This is a genomic window from Bradyrhizobium sp. 159 (genome assembly GCF_023073795.1).
Taxonomy (GTDB): Bacteria; Pseudomonadota; Alphaproteobacteria; order Rhizobiales; family Xanthobacteraceae; genus Bradyrhizobium.
The window spans coordinates 109139-128802 of the sequence record NZ_JADPKE010000081.1 but is presented as its reverse complement, the minus strand read 5'-3'; the positions used below and the strand labels follow the sequence as shown (position 1 = coordinate 128802).

At 60.9% G+C, this 19664-nt stretch carries 18 protein-coding genes and 5 pseudogenes; 7 read left to right on the top strand and 16 right to left on the bottom strand.

Annotation, left to right across the window (positions count from 1 at the left end; genetic code table 11):
- Window positions 1-59 precede the first annotated feature (59 nt).
- Window positions 60-1162, bottom strand: a pseudogene (locus IVA96_RS22155) (ParB/Srx family N-terminal domain-containing protein).
- 108 nt (window positions 1163-1270) lie between these two features.
- Window positions 1271-2227 (bottom strand): zincin-like metallopeptidase domain-containing protein, encoded by a 957-nt coding sequence (locus IVA96_RS22150; RefSeq protein WP_247419222.1) that lies wholly within the window; start codon window positions 2225-2227, stop codon window positions 1271-1273.
- Window positions 2228-3263: 1036 nt separating this feature from the next.
- Here IVA96_RS22150 and IVA96_RS22145 point away from each other — a divergent pair.
- Window positions 3264-5126 carry a reverse transcriptase domain-containing protein gene (locus IVA96_RS22145; protein WP_247307145.1) on the top strand — a complete coding sequence of 621 codons (1863 nt, stop codon included), beginning with the start codon at window positions 3264-3266 and terminating at the stop codon, window positions 5124-5126.
- Between the two features lie 163 nt (window positions 5127-5289).
- On the opposite strand, the gene IVA96_RS22140 is transcribed toward IVA96_RS22145, so the two are convergent.
- Both IVA96_RS22140 and IVA96_RS22135 read right to left on the bottom strand, forming a co-directional pair.
- Window positions 5290-5472 (bottom strand): hypothetical protein, encoded by a 183-nt coding sequence (locus tag IVA96_RS22140; protein ID WP_247279078.1) that lies wholly within the window; start codon window positions 5470-5472, stop codon window positions 5290-5292.
- A gap of 134 nt (window positions 5473-5606) precedes the next feature.
- Entirely contained in the window at window positions 5607-6128 is a 522-nt protein-coding gene (locus tag IVA96_RS22135; RefSeq protein ID WP_247419221.1) for a thermonuclease family protein, read from the bottom strand.
- A gap of 335 nt (window positions 6129-6463) precedes the next feature.
- Here IVA96_RS22135 and IVA96_RS22130 point away from each other — a divergent pair, with 335 nt between their 5' ends.
- Complete coding sequence (locus tag IVA96_RS22130; RefSeq protein WP_247279080.1) at window positions 6464-6730, top strand: hypothetical protein; 267 nt, start codon at window positions 6464-6466, stop codon at window positions 6728-6730.
- A gap of 34 nt (window positions 6731-6764) precedes the next feature.
- Here IVA96_RS22130 and IVA96_RS22125 read toward each other — a convergent pair whose 3' ends face one another.
- Window positions 6765-6947 (bottom strand): DUF3606 domain-containing protein, encoded by a 183-nt coding sequence (locus IVA96_RS22125; RefSeq protein ID WP_247279081.1) that lies wholly within the window; start codon window positions 6945-6947, stop codon window positions 6765-6767.
- A 108-nt stretch (window positions 6948-7055) separates the two neighbouring features.
- Between IVA96_RS22125 and ligD (IVA96_RS22120) the strand changes: the two are divergent.
- A pseudogene (gene ligD / locus IVA96_RS22120) lies at window positions 7056-7966 on the top strand (non-homologous end-joining DNA ligase).
- Window positions 7967-8462: 496 nt separating this feature from the next.
- Here the strand turns inward: ligD (IVA96_RS22120) and IVA96_RS22115 are convergent.
- The 3 genes and pseudogenes from IVA96_RS22115 to IVA96_RS22105 all read right to left on the bottom strand — a co-directional run.
- A complete protein-coding gene (locus tag IVA96_RS22115) occupies window positions 8463-9494 on the bottom strand; it encodes an IS110 family transposase (protein WP_247419220.1) in 1032 nt (343 codons plus the stop codon).
- Between the two features lie 335 nt (window positions 9495-9829).
- The gene (locus IVA96_RS22110) at window positions 9830-10030 is read right to left on the bottom strand and encodes a hypothetical protein (protein WP_247419218.1); all 201 of its coding nucleotides are present in this window, start codon (window positions 10028-10030) and stop codon (window positions 9830-9832) included.
- A gap of 86 nt (window positions 10031-10116) precedes the next feature.
- Window positions 10117-10317 (bottom strand): annotated as a pseudogene (locus IVA96_RS22105) (cell envelope biogenesis protein TolA); the annotation flags it as partial.
- A 135-nt stretch (window positions 10318-10452) separates the two neighbouring features.
- Between IVA96_RS22105 and ligD (IVA96_RS22100) the strand changes: the two are divergent.
- A complete protein-coding gene (ligD, locus tag IVA96_RS22100; RefSeq protein ID WP_247419216.1) occupies window positions 10453-11400 on the top strand; it encodes a non-homologous end-joining DNA ligase in 948 nt (315 codons plus the stop codon).
- 84 nt (window positions 11401-11484) lie between these two features.
- Here ligD (IVA96_RS22100) and IVA96_RS22095 read toward each other — a convergent pair whose 3' ends face one another.
- From IVA96_RS22095 to IVA96_RS22085, 3 genes and pseudogenes are all read right to left on the bottom strand, one after another.
- The gene (locus IVA96_RS22095) at window positions 11485-11949 is read right to left on the bottom strand and encodes a metallophosphoesterase family protein (protein ID WP_247419214.1); all 465 of its coding nucleotides are present in this window, start codon (window positions 11947-11949) and stop codon (window positions 11485-11487) included.
- Window positions 11946-12448 (bottom strand): annotated as a pseudogene (locus IVA96_RS22090) (NUDIX domain-containing protein). The gene IVA96_RS22095 and the pseudogene IVA96_RS22090 overlap by 4 nt, the downstream one beginning before the upstream one ends.
- 63 nt (window positions 12449-12511) lie before the next feature.
- Window positions 12512-13444, bottom strand: a complete 933-nt coding sequence (locus IVA96_RS22085) for a Ku protein (protein ID WP_247279084.1) — start codon at window positions 13442-13444, stop codon at window positions 12512-12514.
- Between the two features lie 143 nt (window positions 13445-13587).
- On the opposite strand from IVA96_RS22085, the gene IVA96_RS22080 reads away from it, so the two are divergent.
- Window positions 13588-13983: a hypothetical protein gene (locus IVA96_RS22080; RefSeq protein WP_247279085.1), complete on the top strand. Its 396-nt coding sequence runs from the start codon at window positions 13588-13590 to the stop codon at window positions 13981-13983.
- Between the two features lie 45 nt (window positions 13984-14028).
- Window positions 14029-14478 carry a hypothetical protein gene (locus IVA96_RS22075; protein ID WP_247279086.1) on the top strand — a complete coding sequence of 150 codons (450 nt, stop codon included), beginning with the start codon at window positions 14029-14031 and terminating at the stop codon, window positions 14476-14478.
- 251 nt (window positions 14479-14729) lie between these two features.
- Here the strand turns inward: IVA96_RS22075 and IVA96_RS22070 are convergent, their stop codons facing one another.
- Window positions 14730-15764, bottom strand: coding sequence for an IS110 family transposase (locus IVA96_RS22070; RefSeq protein ID WP_247419213.1), 1035 nt, complete (start codon window positions 15762-15764; stop codon window positions 14730-14732).
- Between the two features lie 76 nt (window positions 15765-15840).
- Here IVA96_RS22070 and IVA96_RS22065 point away from each other — a divergent pair.
- Window positions 15841-16555, top strand: a pseudogene (locus tag IVA96_RS22065) (SOS response-associated peptidase family protein).
- A gap of 66 nt (window positions 16556-16621) precedes the next feature.
- Here IVA96_RS22065 and IVA96_RS22060 read toward each other — a convergent pair.
- From IVA96_RS22060 to IVA96_RS22045, 4 genes are all read right to left on the bottom strand, one after another.
- Window positions 16622-16795 (bottom strand): tetratricopeptide repeat protein, encoded by a 174-nt coding sequence (locus IVA96_RS22060; RefSeq protein ID WP_247419212.1) that lies wholly within the window; start codon window positions 16793-16795, stop codon window positions 16622-16624.
- Complete coding sequence (locus tag IVA96_RS22055; protein ID WP_247419211.1) at window positions 16779-17039, bottom strand: hypothetical protein; 261 nt, start codon at window positions 17037-17039, stop codon at window positions 16779-16781. Before IVA96_RS22055 ends, IVA96_RS22060 begins: the two co-directional genes overlap by 17 nt.
- Window positions 17040-17086: 47 nt before the next feature.
- A complete protein-coding gene (locus IVA96_RS22050) occupies window positions 17087-18127 on the bottom strand; it encodes a hypothetical protein (RefSeq protein WP_247419210.1) in 1041 nt (346 codons plus the stop codon).
- A 108-nt stretch (window positions 18128-18235) separates the two neighbouring features.
- Complete coding sequence (locus IVA96_RS22045) at window positions 18236-19456, bottom strand: hypothetical protein (protein WP_247419209.1); 1221 nt, start codon at window positions 19454-19456, stop codon at window positions 18236-18238.
- Between the last annotated feature and the right edge of the window lie 208 nt (window positions 19457-19664).

Below are 19664 nucleotides of genomic sequence, written 5' to 3'. Positions count from 1 at the left end.
CGACGCTGTGCATCGGTCCCCGAGCAAGCGCGGGACAGCCGGAGCCAGCCCTTATGCTGTCACTCAGCCGCGTCGAGCTGTTGCGGATGCTCGTCGCTGCCGTTCTCCGGATCCTCCTCGCCAGCGAGGAATTCTGGCAGCGGGCCCGCTTCACCTTCCGGCTCCGCCGAAGACGGGCTGGAATCGTCGAGGCGCAGCGGCTCCGGCAACCAGCCCGAGCCATCCAGGAGACGCTCGGCCTCCTTGGCCATGTCGGCCTTCTTCAGATGGTCGATCAGTTGCGCCGACGACTCGCCCTTGGCTTCCCGCACCGCCTCCAGAATGCGAGGCTTAGTGACGCGCCGATGTAGTTGTTGACTTCCAGCCAGCCTGCACCATGTCAACTCCGGCAGCGCGCTAGCACGTTGGCCTGGTCGAGACGCGTGCGGACGCCGTGGGCTGAGACGCGACCCTGATTGTAACGATTGGCCGGCTGATAGACGGCGTTGACCGCAAAGGACGCGCAGTGGGCGAACAGCGACGCCTGTGCACCACCATCGAGAGCCGTCAGCGCATCCCAGAGATCGTTCTCGCTCTTCGGCAACCGTGCGTTCCAGCCCTCATGCCGCACCTCGACAGCCTTAGCCGAGACGCTTTCCCTCAAGCCCGGAGCTTGAGCAGGAAAGGTTGGCGTGCGCAGCCAAATCTCAAGGCAGCTCCCGGACGAAGCAAACCGGTAAAAGGCCGTCAGCACGAAGTTGTGCAGCACTGCCTGGAACGCGATCGCAGGATTTTCGGCCAGCGCATCCCGCAATGCCAGCGTACGGTGCGCCGTCAGTTCAATGATGAGCCGATCTAGCAACGGCCTTGCCGGGTCTTCCTCCTCGGCTTCGCGCACGACACACGGAACGACCTGCGTCTTCGCCATGCGCTTCTGCTTGACGAGAAGTTCCAGTGCGCGATAACGCCGACCGCCGAACATGCCGGTTTCGTCACCCTCTCCATCGAGTACAGCCCGGACATTTAGGCTCTGCAAGAGAGTGCGCTGCGCAATGCTTTCCGCGAGCTGCTCGATCGAAACGCCCGCTTTCACGCGCCGCACGTTCGACTGGCTGAGCACCAGCTTGTTGAACGGAATGTCGCGCGAGGGTGACAGCGTGATCTTTTGGACAGCCTTGGTCATGTGGATTCTCCACGACGGGCGGCCGGGAGCCTCTCTCTCGGCCTCCAACCCGTCGCGAAAACCGCATCTCCCCTCTCACTCTCGTTTCCGAAGTGGCTGGCAAGATCTTTACGCGGCCTCCTGCTCCGCTCTCTCGGTCGTCATGTCGACAACAACTTCCGGCAAGAATCCAAGGAGATAGTCCGCAACCTTGCTGGCTTGTGAAGCAGCTCGCACAATCGCGCGATTGTCTTCTCGCAGCACTTCAAGCCAGGAGCTAATATAGTCGGCGTGCCGCACCGTCGGCACGATACCGAGCGAAGCGCAACTGAACGCAGACGAGATCTCCGCAACCAGTTCCTCAAACGCGTACTTCCTGGTCCCGTAGCCGCCTGACAAGTCGCGGTTGAGACGTGACGGATGGCCGCTGGCATGCGCCAGCTCATGCAGGGCCGTTCGATGCCAATTGATCGGCTCGAAATAGGCTTGCGGTGGCGGCACCTGCACATAATCTTCTGCCGGCACATAGAAGCCGCGATTGCCGCCGATCCGGAAGTCGATGCTAGTCGCCTTGATAAGCTTTTCGACCCGGGGCTCGATCAGGCCTGGCGGCGGAGGCGGTGCCGTCGTTGTGATCTCGGAAGGCAAGCCCTCGCATTGATCACTGTTGAACACCGTGAAACGCTTGAGGAATGCAATGGCCTGCGCTTCCTCACCGTTCTCGCTCGCGCGCCGCTTTTCGTCGGCCGGCACAAAACGATCGGCGTAGACGATGGTCGTGCCGCGCTCGCCCTTGCGGACGTGACCGCCGAGCAACAGCGCCTGGCGAAATGTAAGCCAGCTCTGACCTGTGAATGCGCGCTCGGTTGCGGCCGCCCAGAGGATTAAGATGTTAATGCCGCTATAGTGGCGACCGGTCGCGGCGCTTTTCGGCAAGGCCAATTGCGCCTTCGCCGCCGCGGAGCCCCATGGCTGCACCCACGGCACTCCGCCGGCTTCCAGCTCGGCGATGATCTTGTTGGTGATTTCGTCATAAAGGCTCGCCCGGTCCTCACCGGTGCACGCCCGAGGATAATATCTGGACATCGCGGATCTCCGCGACGGGCGGTGCGAGCCTCTCTCGCAGCCTGTAACCCGTCACGGCAAATCCGCACGACACTCTTACTCTCAGCCTCTCCGCGAGAGAGTGCGAAATCTACGAGGCGGCCCGCCTTCCGTCCATTTCATCATAGGGCTTGGCCTTGACCGCCCAGGGCCGCAGGCCCTGATCAGGCGTGCGCCAACGGCGCATCACCTCAGCGGAAAATGGCACCCGGAGAGCGTGAGCATAGCGACCCGAAGGGGCACGCTGGTCCGAGTGCAGCGACGAGACCGGTTAACAGCGGCACCCGGGAACGGGGCAGTGATAGCGATCGCCGAAGGCGAGCCCCCTTTCCCGAGTGCCCCCGGCGAGGAGCTCCGAAGCTCTTGGCGCGAGGGATCGAAGCCGGGACGGCGTGCGCCGTTGAGGCGTGGAGAAGAAGGGAGTGTTCGAAAGAATGGAGCCTGCTGGTTATGGCTCTTACTTGCCCGGCTTACCGGTGTCGGAAACGACTGAAACTCCGAAAGGAGAACGGGACCAAAGCATGCCGGGAAACGTCTCGAAATCGGGCGCCGCAGCCCGGTGGAGAGCACAGAGTAAGGTGTGCATGGTGAAAGCTGTATTGCCTGAATCCCAGTTTCCAGTTGCCAAAGGGCTGGCCGTAGCGAACGCGGCTGACACGCTATGCCACGCGGGGCAGACCGCACCGGCCAGTGCGATCTGCCACCAGTCCGCGTGGGACGACCACCATCGGTGGGTCAAGGAGACGAATGGGACACCTAAACACACCGCAACTTCCTGCACACGCAACTACGGGATCGCCTGCAGCAGGCTCTTTCGAGGACCTGTATGGCGACGGAGCCGTCATAGTACCCAAACGCCCGGCGTAATGGCCAGGACAGCCGCCGCGAGGTGGACGATCATGCGTATAAGGCCGGGTGACCGGACCGAAAGCGCCTCCGATCGGGGGAAGGACGATGCCGCCAACAACGGCATTTGCAGTATGCGTAGAAGAGATTCTTCGACGGAGAGGTTCTGCTGATGCAGGCCGCTACCATCCAGAGAAGAATTGAATCACTGCCGACTTTGTCGCGGTCGGGTAAGCGCGTAAATGGCCTTCACCGCCTGATGAGATCTCCGCATCTCTTCGAGTGGGCCTACGAAAAGGTCTCCCGCAACAAGGGAGCCCTGACGCCGGGTGTAGATGGTAAGACCTTCGACGGCATGTCGCTGGCGAAGCTCGCCGATGTCGCCAGGCGCGTAGCAGACGGCACTTATCGCTTCCGGCCAGTCCAGCGGGTCTATATCCCAAAGGACAACGGCAAAACACGACCGCTGGGTATCCCAACGGTGGAAGACCGGCTCGTTCAGGAGGCGGTCAGGATTCTGCTCGAAGCGATCTACGAACCTGTGTTCCTCGATGAGTCGCATGGGTTCCGCCCGAGACGATCCTGTCATACCGCACTCAAGTCCATCAAGAAGACCTGGACGGGCTGCAAGTGGTTGGTCGAAGTGGATGTGCGTGGGTTCTTCGACAACATCGACCATGACATTCTGCTTGGGCTTCTAAAGAAGCGGATCGATGACGATAGGTTCATCGCTCTGATCGAAGGAATGCTCAAGGCAGGTTACATGGAAGATTGGGTCTACGGACGCACTTACAGTGGCACGCCACAGGGCGGGATTGTCTCGCCCCTGCTCGCCAACATCTATCTGCACGAGCTGGACCAGCACATGCAGACGATGAAGACGGGCTTCGACAAAGGCCGCGACCGACGTCCATTCCCGCGCTATGCGGCGCTGGAACGGCGCGTCCTCAGTCTCCGCCGGAAAATTGAACGGCTCCGCGCCGACGGCGCGGATCGGGCCGAGATCGACGCTGCAGTCGCGGAGATCAAAGCCATCAACAAGGAGAGACGGAAAGTGCCCTCCGTCGATCCGATGGACCCTAACTTCAAGAGGCTCCGCTACTGCCGCTACGCCGACGACTTCCTCATCGGCGTAATCGGGAGCAAGCGGGAAGCGTGTGAGATCATGGATTGTGTCGAACAATTCCTGACGCAGACATTGAAGCTCACGGTGTCGCCCGAGAAAAGTGGGGTCTATGCCGCTTCAAAGGGAGTGACCTTCCTCAGTTATCGCATCTCGACATACACATCCTACGGGGCTGGACGCAAATCCAACCGCACGGGACCGGACGGACGGACATGGCGCGTGGTACGCCGGCCGACCACCGGGAATGTCAGCCTGCGAGTGCCGCGGAAGGAGGTTACCGCGTTCTGCAAGCGACACGGCTATGGCGATCTCGCCAGAAAAACTGGCCGTCCTCGCGAGCAGTTCCTGGCCACCAGCGATGTCGCAACCGTCCTCGCCTATAACTCAGAGTTCCGTGGTTTTGCGAACTACCATTCGTTTGCTGATGACTTCAAGGGCGCCTTGGGACTGTTGGAGCTTGTTGTGTTCCGCAGCCTTGTGAAGACGCTGGCGATGCGACATCGAACGACGAGAGCGAGAACCATGGCACGTCTGTGGAAGGGTACGGACTACGAGGTCAGCTCCGTGGTCCGTGGTAAGCTTCGCAGCATCAAGCTGTGGAGACTGAAGCATCTGACCCAAACCTACTGGACGAGTCCCGTTGTCGACAACGTCACGGCAGGTGCGTGGTGGGTCAAAAGCCCAAATGATCTGGTCGATCGGCTCAACGCTCGCAGATGCGAAGCGTGCGGCGATACGAGGGGACCATTTGAGATGCATCACCTCCGCCGCGTAGGAGACCTGCAAAGCGGATCGCTGACGGCTTGGAAACGGTCCGGTTGGCGACGCAAGACCATCGTCCTGTGTCCGTCATGCCGTGTAACCGTGTCCGGTCGAGAGCATGCGCGTATGGAAAGCCGTGTGCATTGAAAAGTGCCCGCACGGTTTGGGGGGAGGCGTAGGGACATCCTCGTCGAGGTGTCCCGCGCCTACCCTACCGAGACGCAAAGCGGCTCGGTTCCACGAGAGCCCGATGCGGCGAAAGCCGCACGCGCGCAAGCGGAAGAACTCCGCTTAGACTCGAACCGGCGATCTAGATTTCCTCGCGAGCATGCGTCTGCGCGTCGTAGATCCTGATCTGAAGCAACGGAAAACGCTTCTTTAGTTCTTCGCCAGCCGCCTTGGCGCCGTCTCTGGTTGTAAATTCGGCTTTGAACCGGCCGTCCACTTCAATCGCGTAACCAGAGGTCGGCAATTCACGGGTTGCTGCAACCATTTCATTCCCATTATGCAGTGAGGTGATTGGGAATGATGGGTAGCGTGAGTCGCCCAAATCGCGCCAGAGCCACCTGCCCAACCTGTGATGATAGGCCAATACACGTTGTGGATCGGCATCTCTCCGGAACCGCATCAAGGATGGGCATTTGTGTCATCCGAGCAGGTGGCCGGCTTCCCACTTGCCCGGATGCATGCACGATAGAGCCACGGCTCGACGTAGCTTCCCTTCCAGAGTCCCTGGCCGGTACGCTCAGCCTCGCGCTGAGCCTCGCGATATCTGCCCTTCGAGTATTGAGGCCAATCCAACGCAATGCCACTCCGTACAAGCCATTCAGCGAGATCCCTGCCTGCGACCGAGCAGGTCGCGACGGTCCGGCCATACGGGTCGAGGCTGACTGGAACACAATTGACGGGACGGCGGGCAATGAAGGCGTCAAGGTCGTTCGCCGCCTGCGCACCGCAACGATATTGCAAGCTGTCTTCGCCGCGGCACAGCTGACTGCTCTCCGGTGCATCGATACCCCAAAGCCGGATACGCGCTCCATGTACTTCCAACGTATCGCCGTCGATCACGCTAGCCTGTCCGACAAAATCGTCGGCCAGCGCCACACCCGACAGAATGGTGAGAATCAAAGCGACAGAGGTTCGAAGCATTCCAATGACGTTGTAGCTATATCAAATCTCGCGGATTGGATTTGGCCAGTTCTCGAGTGGTTTCTGCGTCGGCAGGTTCTCGCCTTAGATGGTAGGCTGGTCAACCGGCGAAGAGGAAAGTTGTGTCCCAATGCGCCGCTTGGGATGAGGCAAAGGCGCTGCACACCCTTTGCCAGACGAGGCGCGACAAGGAAGACAAGCTTACAGCCTATGCACAGGGCGGCGGAACGCGTGGAAAAGCACCTGCCCCGACGATTTGGAATCCCTGCTCTGTGTTAGCAGCCGGAACGGATTGAGGGCCGCAAGGATTCGCCCCTCGCGCAGGAGCGATTTTGATGCTGATGACCAAGGAGAGGCGAACGGCGACCCGCACGGTACGCGGGCGGGCGGTGGCCGTGCTGGAGGAGGCAGGCGCGATCCGCGAGTGTGAGTACCACGGCTGGATGCAGGACCGCGCCGATCCATACGCCCGCGAGCGGGCGGTCGAAATCGCCCGCCAGGATCCGCCACCGGGCCTTTCGCCCGAGGCGGCTGCCGGCGCGCTAACCGAGGTCCTGGACTCGATCGGCGATACCTGCCCCGAATGCCCGCCCGAGGTCTAGGCAACGCGCTGGACTTTTGAGGCGGGCAAAAAATTTATCGTCCGAGACGCTTCTCGACACGCTTCCGGTTGTTGCCGACCTTTTTGACAGCTTTCTTGACCGCTGACGCCGACCGTCCTGTCTTCTTGGATTCGTACCCCACTTCATACTTTTGGCCGCCGGCCACACGGGCCCGGTCCTGCTTGCGCCCGCGCCCCGTCTTCTTCGCTGCCGCCATCGGCTCCTCCTGTCGGATTGCTAGCAGACCAACGCAGCAAAGGATTCACGGGTTCCGGAACGATTCGACCTGTGTCAGTTTGAATCAGCTGTTGCGTGGAGTGCTTCAGTGGCGTTTCAGCGTCGAAAACCGGCGACCATCGGCGTGAAGGCCCCAATGCCCGGCTTCATCGAACCGTCCTTGGCCACCTCGATCGAGAGGGTGCCGTCCGGAGAACGCTGGATTCACGAAATCCAGTTCGGCGGCTACTGGGTCCAGATCCACTTGGCCAACGAGGCGGCGAAGGTCTTCACCCGCCGCGGCCATGACTGGACCCACCGCTTCAAGAAGGTCGCCCATCACGCGTGGCGGATCAGCGCGAGCTCAGCCGTCATCGACGGCGAGATCGTCGTCCCCGCCGCCGACGGCACCACGGATCTCGGTGCTGCAGAACGAGCTCAAGGGCAAGTCAACGAGCATTGTGCTGGTGGTCTTTGATCTGCTCTACCTGAATGGCCGCGCTCTCCGAAAGCTGCCGCTGATCCAGAGGAAAGCCGAGCTCAGGAAAATCGTCGATGGTACCGACGTCCAGTTCAGCGAAAGCTTCGAGATCGAGGGACGCGAGATGTTCGCGCATGCCTGCAAACTCGGTCTGGAAGGCGTCGTCTCGAAGGTGCGAGATGCTCCCTATCCGAAGGGGCGTACAGGCGATTGGGTGAAGAAAACCTGCATCCAGCGCGAGACACTGACGATCGCTGACTCGACGAGGGAAAATGGGACGGCATCGATGTCGATCGCCGCAACGGCGACGATCTGGTCTATGCGGGCAAGGTCGACCACGGATTTGACAAGACGTCCGCCGCTGACCTCCAGAAGAAACTGATGCCGCTGATCCGGAAGACGCAACCGTACACGAAGCGGATCGCACATAAGGGCATCTGGGTCGAACCAAAGCTGCTCGCCGAGACCGAGTATCGCGCGAAGTCGGCCGAGGGAAGGTCCGGCACCCGTTCTACCGGGGCCTGCAGGAGGACCTGTGATGGATGCGTTCGATCGCTTTTGGCAGCGGGCCAACAAGCCCGTGGAAAGCCAACTGACGATTCCAGCCGAGCTACATCGGGCCGTCATGGAGCTCTCTCCTGAGGATCGACGGGACCGCGCCGCCGTGAACCAAGCCGCAGTACGCGTACTAGGGTACTCACAGATCTGGGTCGATGTCCGGTCCGCCTCGACACCGACCGCCTTTGTTCAACCGCATCAAATGCCGCGATGGGACATGTGTGGACGGCTCCGGGTTGGCAAGGAGAATCTTCACTTGCGGCGTTGGTCGAAGCAGCCATGTGTTCGGCCTTTTTGCGCGGTACTCATGACCGCTGGCCATAATGCCTTCCGCGGATCAGGTCCCGATCAACAGCTCGCATTCGAAAATGCCATGGCCCATGTGGGTTATCCTGATCGCCGGATCGACCGGCGCTGCATTAGTGCTGTTCGCCCTTCCAACCGTTACGTCACACCCGAATCCGGCTGTGATCTCGTTTACGCCGTGAGAGCGGCGGGTTCCTTGTAGCGTTCGTTCCTGGCCATCATTGCCCATGCCATCCTGGCGAGCTTGTTGGCGAGCGCGATCGCGGCAACCTTGGTGGGACGCCGCGCTAACAACGCTGTGAGCCAGGGCCGATGCGGCGCGCCATGGATCTTGGCATAGCGGATCACGGCGAGTGCGCCTGCCGTGAACAGGCTGCGTAAGTAGCGATCGCCTTGCTTACTGATACTACCAAGCTTGTCCTTGCCTCCGCTCGAGTTCTGCTTCGGCACGAGTCCAACCCAGGCCGAGAAGTCCCGCCCCGATCGGAATGCATTGGCATCTGCAACGCTCGCGACTAGCGCCGTTGCCAGCGCTGGTCCGACGCCGGGGATCGCATCCAGTCGCTTGCTTGTCGCGTTCGATCGATGCCAGGCGACAATGCGTCTGTCGAACTCCAGGATCTGAGCCTTCAATGCCCGCAACTGAATGCCGAGAGCCGCAAGACACGCACGGGCCACCTCCGGGAGCCGGCGTTCAGCTGGATCGGCGACGACTTCCAACAGCTGTTCGACACCCCTGCGCCCGACGGGTGCGACGATCCCGAACTCGGCTAGATAGGCGCGGATTGAATTGATGACGGCAGTCTGCTGGCGAATGAAGAGATGGCGCACGCGATGAAGCATCAGACAGCTCTGTTGCTCGATCGTCTTGATCGGCACGAACCGCATGTTCGGTCTCGTGACCGCCTCGCAAATCGCCTCCGCGTCGGTGCTGTCGTTCTTCTGCCGCTTGACGTACGGCTTCACATAGGCCGGAGGCATCAATCGCACCGCATGCCCCAACGCCTGCAACTCACGGGACCAATAGTGGGATGACGCGCAAGCCTCGATCCCCACTAAGCACGGTGGCAACTTCTCAAAGAAGGACAGCACGAAACGGCGCTTGAGCTGACGGCGTATGACCACTTGGCCGGCTGCATCGACGCCATGCACCTGAAAGACCGACTTCGCAATATCCAGACCGATCGTCGAAATTGACTGCATAGGCTGCTCCTCCGAATCGTGGGAGCCTCAAAACGGCGCCCATACCTTGGCACTCTCGTGCCGGTGGAGGAGCCGTCCACAGCATCAACAGAGGACGCGCTACAATAACGACGAGGTCGCCAACTGAGACGGTCTTACTTCATGTCGAAATTTGCCGGGGGGCGCCTCTTTAGGCGCCAATAGCCCACCAATGCGCGCCACTCAAATACGCTGATTAAGATGCCGACCAGTGCAGTCCCAATCCCGCACATTATCAAAATCATTTGGAGCATCGAATCACCGCGTGCCGTGTCGATGTTCCTGAGAGTACCAAAGTGAACAGTCGTTCCGAAGGCTTATTTGGGTGGCTGCAATCCGGGCGACGTCAGCCAGTCGCTTAGATGCGCGCCGGTCTCGGCGATCCTGGCTCGCTTAAGTAAACTCTCACGTTCCGTACCAGCCGGTAACTGGCTCGCCCGTTCTTTAAGCTTATTGGCCTGTTCGGCCATTCGTTCTTCAAGCGAGCAGGTCTGCTTCACTCTGCGGCGCTCTCCCATGGGGCGCTCCCTAGTGTTGAATACGATTTCCAAACCGCGAAAGGTAAGTTCGGTTCCGGTCGGGTCGTTGAAGATCTGTCGGATCAGGCCGGGCGCCTGAGAACGACGCCGGGCTTTGCCATGGTCGCGGCGACGACGTCCCGATCGTGGCTCTCCCTTGCCGCGCCCTGATGGAAGAGATTGCTATCTGCGCCCCACGCTTCCAGAGCCGCTTTCATGCAGGGAGCGGCGATCGCCTGACCGACGAAGCCCAGCGAGGTCTGATAGGTCTTCAGTTTTCTGGCCATCGGTCCGATCCGCCCTCCGCGATCGATCGTGCTCACGCCACGACGCCTGCGGAACACGACGCGGCCTCGAAGCATTCCCTAATCCTTGAAGGACGTCCATGCATTTCGCAACGCGCTCCGAAGGATTGACCTCGAATGAGCCGGACGTCGCCCTTGCCCAAGCGCCTCCAGCCGATGCTCGCCACGCTCACCGACGCGCCGTTCAATGACCCCGGCTGGGTTTTCGAGGACAAGTATGACGGCTTCCGGATGATCGCAGAAATCCGGCGGGGCAAGGTTGCACTCTACAGCCGCAACGGCAAGATCATCAGCCGCAGCTATATCGAGATCGCTAAAGCGCTGGAGGGCGTGAAGGGCGACGCCGTGATCGACGGTGAGCTCGTCGCGATCGGAAAGGACGGCGTCTCACATTTCCAGCTGCTTCAAAACGCGCTGCGCCATGAAGCGAAGCTCCTGTATTGCGCCTTCGACCTCATGTTCGAGAACGCAGTGGACTTGCGCAGGCAGCCTCTCCTCGAGCGCAAGAAGCGGCTGAAGGCGATTCTGCCGCGCGACAGGCTGATCGCCTTCAGCACTCACCGCAAAGGAGACGGCACGAAATTCTTCGTCGATGCCGAGCGGAAGGGTTTGGAAGGCCTCATGGCGAAGCGCGCCGACAGCGCGTATACATCAGGAAGCCGAACGGCGGATTGGCTGAAGATCAAGACGGCAAAGCGTCAGGAAGTGGTGATCGCCGGCTTCACGGCACCCAGGCGCACCAGGCCATTCTTCGGCGCCCTGGTCCTCGCCGTGCGGGAAGACGACGCATGGCGCTATATCGGACATGTCGGCACCGGCTTCAGCCACAAAATCCTGGAAGACCTGCATGGCAAGCTCGTGAAGCTGACGGCCCCTAAATCGCCGTTCCCTGCCAAAGTGAAGGACGAGGCCGCCACGACCTGGGTCAGGCCCTCGCTCGTTGCCGAGGTCAAGTTCGCGGAGTGGACGAGCAAGGGCGAACTGCGCCAGCCCGTCTACCTCGGGCTCCGGTCCGACAAGCGGGCGAAGGAAGTCGTGCGCGAGCGAGAACGTCCGCGCAAATAACGCTTCCCTTCGAATGTGACCGGCAAACGGAACGAATTAACGCATTCGCCTCCTCCGCTGTGAATTCCCAGCGCGGTGGTGCGCTCAGTCGCCTCCAAGGTCATGGATTTCCGGTCGCATGCCCTGAGAAGTGACATCGAGCGTCGCAAGCGTGATCGGCAGCTTGAAGCGCCGCGGTCCCGCGCTTCCGGGATTCAGGTAGAGAACGCCACCGACCGTATCGATCTTCGGCACGTGGGAATGCCCGGAGACGATGACGTCGATGCCCGCGCCAAGATCGTCCTGCAGCGTCTTCAGGTCGTGCAGAACGTAGATCGACTTTCCCGCCAGGCGCACGAGGTTCGTGTCGGGGTATTCGCGGGCCCACTCGCCATTGTCCACGTTTCCGCGGATGGCGGTGACGGGCGCAATCCGGCGGAGCGCGTCGACGATCTCGGGACGCCCCATGTCGCCGGCATGAATGATGTGATCGACGCCCGCCAAGCCTCGTTCCGCCTCGGGCCTTAACAGGCCGTGCGTGTCCGAAATGATTCCAATCCTGAACGTCATTTCTCAGCTCTCTCAACGGCGATCGCCAAAAGACGATCGAGAAGCTGTACCTGAGCGGTCAGCATCTTGGTCCGTGCGAACTCGATATCGAACCATTCCGCGCGGTCGACTTCGGGAAAGCTCTGCCGTCGACCGCTTCGGGGCGGCCATTCGATATCGAAGGTATTGCTGGTCAGCGCGGCCGGGTCAAAATGGCCTTCTCCGGAGAATGCGATGACGCGCTTCCCTCCTCGCTGTCGGACCTCCCCCAACGGCTGGAGCGGACCAATAGAAGCGCTCGGGCCGAGTTCTTCGGCAAACTCGCGCCGCGCGACCTGTTCCGGAGCATCCGCGGCATCGATTTCGCCCTCGGAATGGACCAGGCGCCATTATCCTTATTGCTCCAGAACGGACCGCCGGGATGAACGAGCAGAACCTCGAGCCCGGAAGCGCCCTTGCGGTAGGCGAGAATGCCCGCGCTCAACTTCGATCTCTTGGAAGTCGTTTTCAGCACAGCCATATCGCTCCCCGCCGCGGACACGAAGTAGCGGCCGTCTGGCGTCACTGCATGCTTAACGAGACGCTAGGCCGACTTGCGCTGCGGCTTGGCTGCCGGTTTCTTCGCCGCGGCCTCTTTCGCCGGCTTCTTGCCTGCGATCGGCATCAGCATTTCCTTCTGCCCGGCCGCCGCCTTGCGCGGCTTTTTGCCTGGCTTTTTGGCAGCCTCTGTCGCGGCCGGCGCGTCTCTTCCAATGCTCTTGCGCAGCGCGTCCATCAGGTCGACGACGTTCTCGCCGCGGGGACGCGCCTTCGCGGTGATAGGTTTGCCGGCGCGCTTCTGGTTGATGAGATCGATGAGGGCGGTTTCATACTGGTCTTCGAACTTGTCCGGCTCGAAATGACCTGCCTTCTGATTGACGATGTGCTTGGCGAGATCGAGCATGTCCTTGGTGACTTTGACGTCCTGGATCTCGTCGAAATACTCATCCGCGGACCGGACTTCGTAGGGATAACGCAGCAGCGTCCCCATCAACCCCTTGTCGAGCGGCTCCAGCGCGATGATGTGCTCGCGATTGGTCAGCACCACACGACCGATCGCGATCTTGTTCATTTCGCGGATGGTCTCGCGGATAACGGCGAAGGCGTCGTGCCCGACTTTGCCATCTGGAGTCAGGTAGTAAGGGCGGATCAGATATCTTGGATCAATCTCGGTGCGGTCGACGAACTCGTCGATCTCGATCGTTCGCGTCGATTCCAGCGCGACATTCTCGAGCTCCTCCTTCGTCACCTCGATGAAGGTGTCGGTGTCGACCTTGTAGCCCTTGACGATGTCCTCGTTGTCGACCTCCTCGCCGGTATCAGCGTCCACCTTGGCGTACTTGATGCGGTGGCCGGTCTTCCGGTTGAGCTGGTTGAACGAGACCTTTTCGGATTCCGACGTTGCCGGATAGAGCGCTACTGGACAGGTGACGAGGGAAAGACGCAGGAAGCCTTTCCAGTTAGCGCGGGGGGCCATGGCGGGGAACTCCGATACTGATGCCGGATTCAAGACGATCCACCCAGGTTGGTTCCGACATGGCACCCCTTCCACCTGAATGATTTTTTCTCGTGAGGGTGCGGACGGACTCGACTTTTGTTCTTGTTATGTTCTAATTCGGAATGACCGATCGACCCGCGAGCTGGCGTATGCCGACCCCGAAGCAGATGGAAAAACTGGCCGCTGAAGCTGCCCGCAGACCGGGCCCCTCCACGGCGGCTCCAGATGCGCCACTCCCGGCCGAATATTGGGAATCCGTCCTGAAAGACCCTCGCGCCGATGAGAGCCGAGCCCGGAAGCGGCAGCGACGTCTTTCCGAGATTCGACGCCACGTGCTGCGCGTCTCGTGCCGCCGCTGCGAGCGGACCGTGGAAATCCAGACCGCTGATGCGGTCCGATTGTATGGCGGCAACGCGCTCTGGAAGGACGTGGCGCACCGGTTGCTCGATAACACCTGTCTGCAGCGCACTGGCAGACATGAAGAAGACGGGTGCTGGCCGGCGTTCGAAACGCCCTAGCCCGTTCCGGAACGCGATCCGATCTCTTTGCGCCTGGATGTCCGGATGGCCCCGAAGTATCACCCCACGCCCCTGTCGGGCGGCGATCGCAAGGCTCTGGCAAAGGAGCTCGGCAAGGCGCGCGCGATGGCCAACATGCTGGCAGCCCAATCGGCGGAGATGCGGGCCAAGGGCGAGGCCATGGTCCAGCAAGCTGACAGGCTGCTTTGCGAAAGCTGGAATGAGCGGATGTGGAGCGACGGCGAACCGATCGATCCGTCGCCCACCATCGATCAGGCTGTGAATGGAGGCTTTCCCTGGCTTGAGATCAGGTGCACGCGCTGCAAGACGCCGAGCGACGTCGACCTCGCAGCTATGAAACATCCGCCGACCACCTTCGTGCATGATCTCGCCAGCCGGCTGCGCTGCCGCAAATGCGCGAAGGCCGGTCGGCGTCCGACCGCGACTCTGCTACAGTTGGCTTGGCAGCCTCGCCACCCCAAAACCGAAGCCTGATTGATGTGCAATCTCTTGTCTGATTGCGGTTGCTGGCACAAGGGTTCAGCTCGTTACCGACAGCCTGCGAGGCTCGCTCTTGTCTACGAGGTCGACGTTCATAGGCGCCTCACGATGGTAGTCCGAAGATCGGGAGCTGCTATCTATTAGGCGCGTGCTGCAGGCACAGAGGTTGCAGCGCAGTCACCCCGACCTCGTCCTCGCAGGACGTCGTCCTGCCTTTTCGGCGGATCCGCTGAATTGCTAATTGATCATGCGGTCGCCTCCTCGCGGGTCCATCGGAACTCGCTTCCATCTGCCCAGATCCGATGCATCACGATCGCTAATTTTCGTGCGACTGCTACGACCGCTCGGCGAAGCCCGCGTCGCTTGGCCACCCTTACACCCCAAGCTTTCAATGCGGAGCAACGCTGGGCGCGGGTTAGAAGTGCAAGCGCGGCCTGATAAAGTATGGTCCTGAGCATCACATCGCCACACCTCGAAATAGCGCCATTCCGATCGGTTGCCCCAGATGCGTATTTGCGTGGCGTAAGGCCAAGATGCGCGCCAACATCGCGGGAGCGTTGAAAGCGATCCGGGTCATCAATGGTTGTTAGAAACGTGATTGCCGTCAGTGCACCTACGCCCGGTATCGTCATGAGCCGCTGACATGTCGGTTCGCGGCGTACTATTTCAAGTACCATCTTGTGCAAGACGCCGTACTGTTCACGCAGCGCGGCTCGAGCCACAAGCATTGGGCGCAGCATCGCCGCGAGTCGTGGATGGCCATCTGTGAGTTCATTAGTCTGCTGCTCAAACGTCGCTTGAGATATACGACCAGACAGCTTTAAGCCGAAGACGCGTAAGACGCCGCGAATTTCGTTCTCGATATCGATCTGCTTGATCAAAAGCGTCTTGCGATTGTTGAGAAGCATTCGTAGCTCCTGGCTCCCGTCACCCTTGATATGAACAACGGTGTACCAGCCGATCTGCATTACCTGTGCAATGGCGCGAGCGTCGTTTCGATCGGTCTTAATCGGCATCGTCTTAGTCACGCCACGCAGTCTTCGGGGATCGATGCAGACTGCGTGTAAGCCGGCAGCACGCAGTTCGCTGTACAGCCAACGAGCGAGACCACCAATCTCAATCCCGATCTTGACAATGGGCAATCCGCTTTCGTTGAGCCAGGCAACAATAGCCTCCGGTTCCGAAAGTGCCTTGCCCTCGCGAATGACGACGCCATTCTCGTCCACAACACAGATAGCCGTCTCCTTTAGCGAAACATCCAGACCGACATAGTGCTTCATGTTCCCGCTCCTGCTGCCACCGGCTCGCCGGCTTCCTTCCAGGCTGAGCCTTTCGAGCAGCAACCGCAATCACCCCATCTATTCGATCACGACCAACCAGGCTGCCATTAGTGCGCTGTTTCGCGTCGTAAACCGATACGTCGGCAATCTGGCGCCGATGCCTGGCGTGTTTCCCGACTACAAGGCACCGATCGTGCACAACGGAGCCGAGGGCCGCGAGCTCGCCACGGCGCGATGGGGGATGCCGTCGTCATCGAAGGCACTGATGGACGCCACCAAGAAACGAGCCCAAAAGCTGCAGGCCAAGGGCAAGGCAGTGGATTTCAAGGAATTGCTCAGAATGGAGCCGGACGGCGGCACGACCAACATCCGCAACGTGAAGAGCAAACATTGGACCCGCTGGCTCGGCGTCGAAAATCGCTGCGTCGTGCCATTCAACTCGTTCAGTGAGTTCAACAAGGCCGAAGGCGGCGATATCTGGTTCGCTTGATGAGACCCGTCCCCTCGCTTGCTTCGCCGGCATCTGGACTAACTGGACGTCCGTGCGGAAGGTCAAGGAAGGCGAGACCACGAACGACCTCTACGCGTTCCTCACGACGGAGCCGAACGCCGAAATTGGCGCCGTCCACCCCAAAGCGATGCCGGTGATCCTGACGACACCGGAGGAAGTCGAGACCTGGATGACCGCTCCTCCGGACAACGCTTTGAAGCTGCAGCGGCCCTTGCCGGACGGGTCACTGCGGGTCGTCGCCTGCTGCGCCAAGGAAGACCCGATCGGGCCGCCAACGTAATCACGCCGTATGGCCCGGCACGACTGCGATTGTCCACAATGAACGGGATCCAAGGCGAGCTGTTTGCTAAACGACCTTGCGCAAAGCGTCGGCCTTGCGTTTCACGCCGACCTTGGGATCGAGCGATAGCGCTTCGTCGAAGCAGGCGAGTGCCTCCCTGAGATCGGCGAGCGCCTCGAGGCAGGTGCCGCGCGACCGCAGTAGGCGAGCCCGCGTGCGACCGTCACTGGGACCCGCCATCGTTGGGGCGCGGAATCCGGCCCTCGACTATCACCCGTTTGCCATCGAGCAAGAGATAACGCCCGATCCGGGACTGATCCGGCCCGCCATCGGCCCAGGCTAAAATAAACCGCCCGTTTGGCGAGCGCGCGCGCAGCCCGATGAAATTATGCGAGGCGATATGGATCGTATTGCCGAAGTCGAAGTCCTCTTCGTCGGCATCGCCGCGCGGCGCATTCTTCGATCTGGTCAGCCAGTTCCACATTTCCATACCTAGGATAGTAGGGCGAGCCCTGTCCCGCGGGGAAGCCCTCACGCCGTCTGTGGCTCTGCCGAGACGAGGTGCCGAATCAAGTTCGATAGGAAGAAAAAGAGACCGACGAGTCCCTGACGGGCTTCGGCGACGGTGACCTCGGCATGGACGCCCTTTGAGGCGAGATCGTTGAGCCGGCGGAAGAAGAAGTCCAGATGGTCGAGCTCGGCTATCAGCAGGTCGCGTGCGCTCGAATTGCGCAGCTTGACCCGCGTGAATTCCTGCAGGCGATTGAGGTATTGCTGGTCGCCGAGCTTGCGTTGCTGCCCATCCGCACAGGTGACCGGCTCCTCGCTCGTGACCGGCCAGAACAGATCGGCGGCCGCCTTCATCGCTCGGCGCACCTCGGTCAGCACGAGCGCACAATCCTCGCCATCCTTCGAGGTGGCCAGTTGGCTGGCCTTGATCAGCTTCTGCACGACATCGTCGAACCGGCCCTTGAAGTAGTTGTGCACTTCCGCCTGCACGCTGTGCAGGAAGTTGTCCTGCTGCCGGCCCGCGTCGAGCTGGCGCCCGACCTCCAGCGCATAGTTGAGGCAACAGGTCTTGAGGCGGGCCTTGATCGTATGGAGCCCGGCAAGCCGCTTGTGCACGATCCCTTTCTGCTCCATGGCGCTGGCCGTGAACTCCGCCATATCGTACTGCGACGGGCCGGGTGGTGGCACTAGGTCGTCCAGCGTGTCCTGCCAGCGCTTGATCTCGGACTCGATCTCGCCTGCCGCGGCCATCAGGACGTTGGCGCGGTCGCCTTCAGCCTTGCTTGTATCAGGATCGACGCCCACGATCGTGTGCAACTCGAGGAAACGCTCCAGCGACGGCTCGAAGATGAATTTCTTGGCCTCATCGTTGAGGTGCTGCGTTTCGGTGAACAGTGCCCGCGCGATCTCGATCTTGCTCGGGTAGAGCTCGCGAAGGAAGATGGCGGCGAACAAGGAATCCCTGCTTGCTCGCGCGACGCGCAGGCAAGCCATGACCGCGTTCTCAACGCGGTCATCCTCGATATGGTCGTGGATGCGTTCGAGCGCGGCAGAAAAGTCCATGGCATCACGAAGACTGGTGACGAATCTTCATATGATCGCACGGATCAGGCTCCGGCGCGACATTTTCGAGCACTGAAAAGGCATCCGCGGTCGCAGGGTTTGTGCTAGCTATTCCTCGTCCCCGTGACGCACGGCGGCAATGTCGTAAAGCTCGGCCAACCACGCCGCGACGGCAGCGTCGCGTTCATCCCGTGATCCCGTGGGCAGCTCCACAGCAATCTGCCGCTCGTCGACCTGGATCGGTTGGCTGATCTGGTGACGGCCGATCCCGAGACGCTTCCCGCGCAGACCGACGCCGCCCATGATCACGCGCAACGGGGTGCCGTTGCCGTAACCGTTGGACAGTGTCACGAAATTTTCCAGCACGCGACCGAAGATGTTTTGCACATTCGTGGTCGGGATCAGATCGTCGCCCTGGTGGTGAACGAACATCTCCGTGGTCACGGCCCAGAACTCACCGTTTGGAAAGACTTGCGTGAACGCGCGCGGCTCGGTCGCCGTGCCGTGCGGCTCATAGGTGATGGCGCCATGGGCGTTGCGGTCGCCGACTCCCATATAGAGATTGCGCAAGAGGAGATCGACGCGCCGGTTCAGGACGTCATCGTAAAGCGGGGTGAGCTTTAGCGATGCAGCGCGTGCCCGTACCGGCATCAGGCGGAGATAGAGCGCCTGGCGCTGGCTGAAACGGTAATCGATCGCATCCGGCGACGGCGCATGATTCTGCGCGAGGATTTCGCCCGGTTGGAAGAACACGGCCTTGGTGAAGGTCGTGGGCGTCGGGACATGAACCGGCGCCGCGGCCGCGGCCATGGTTAGGTAGGGGCGGAGCGCCGCAACGAACTGGGCCTTGAGCTTGTCGCGCTCCGCCTTGATCTCGGCCTTGGAAGCGTCGGGCGCGAGGGTGTAGCTTAGCGGCCAGGATTTTTGCCGCAGATCGAACGGCAGCGCATCACCATCGCCGTAATGAAGGTTCTGCACCATCAGCACGCGCCGTGCGCCGTGCGCGCGGTGCGCATGCCCGTATTCGATCGCAACGTTGGAATTGATGAGCTTCTTGCCGTCGGGTGTCTCGCCGACAAGGGTCACGTCGGCCAGGAAAACATCGGCCTTCTCGATCTTCTCGAAGATCGTTGCCGCAAGATCCGGGCTTCCCGGCACGCCCTGCCGGTCTGAGTCCATCGCAAGGCGCGACGCGGCCTCGCGCTCGACGGGCTCGAGCAGTTCTTGGTCGGTCTTCAGCATCTGAATGGCTTCGCGCAACGCGTCGCGCACGAAGAAGCGGCCGATCTCCTTCGGGATGTCCGACTGCCACGACCAGAAAATTATCACGCAACACCACTCCTTCGAATCCGCGAACCGGATCACACATTAAGTACGTTTCCTGTGATTGGCTTCAAGGCGCGTCCGCAGGCGCGGGTCGGGGCTCTTGTGCATCGGGCCGCGAAGCCGCGTCCCGGCCCCAGAGGGCCTCGATCCCAATCGGCAATTCACCGCGCTTGCTAAAAGGCTCTGCTCCTCGCGGCGCCAGCATTCACAC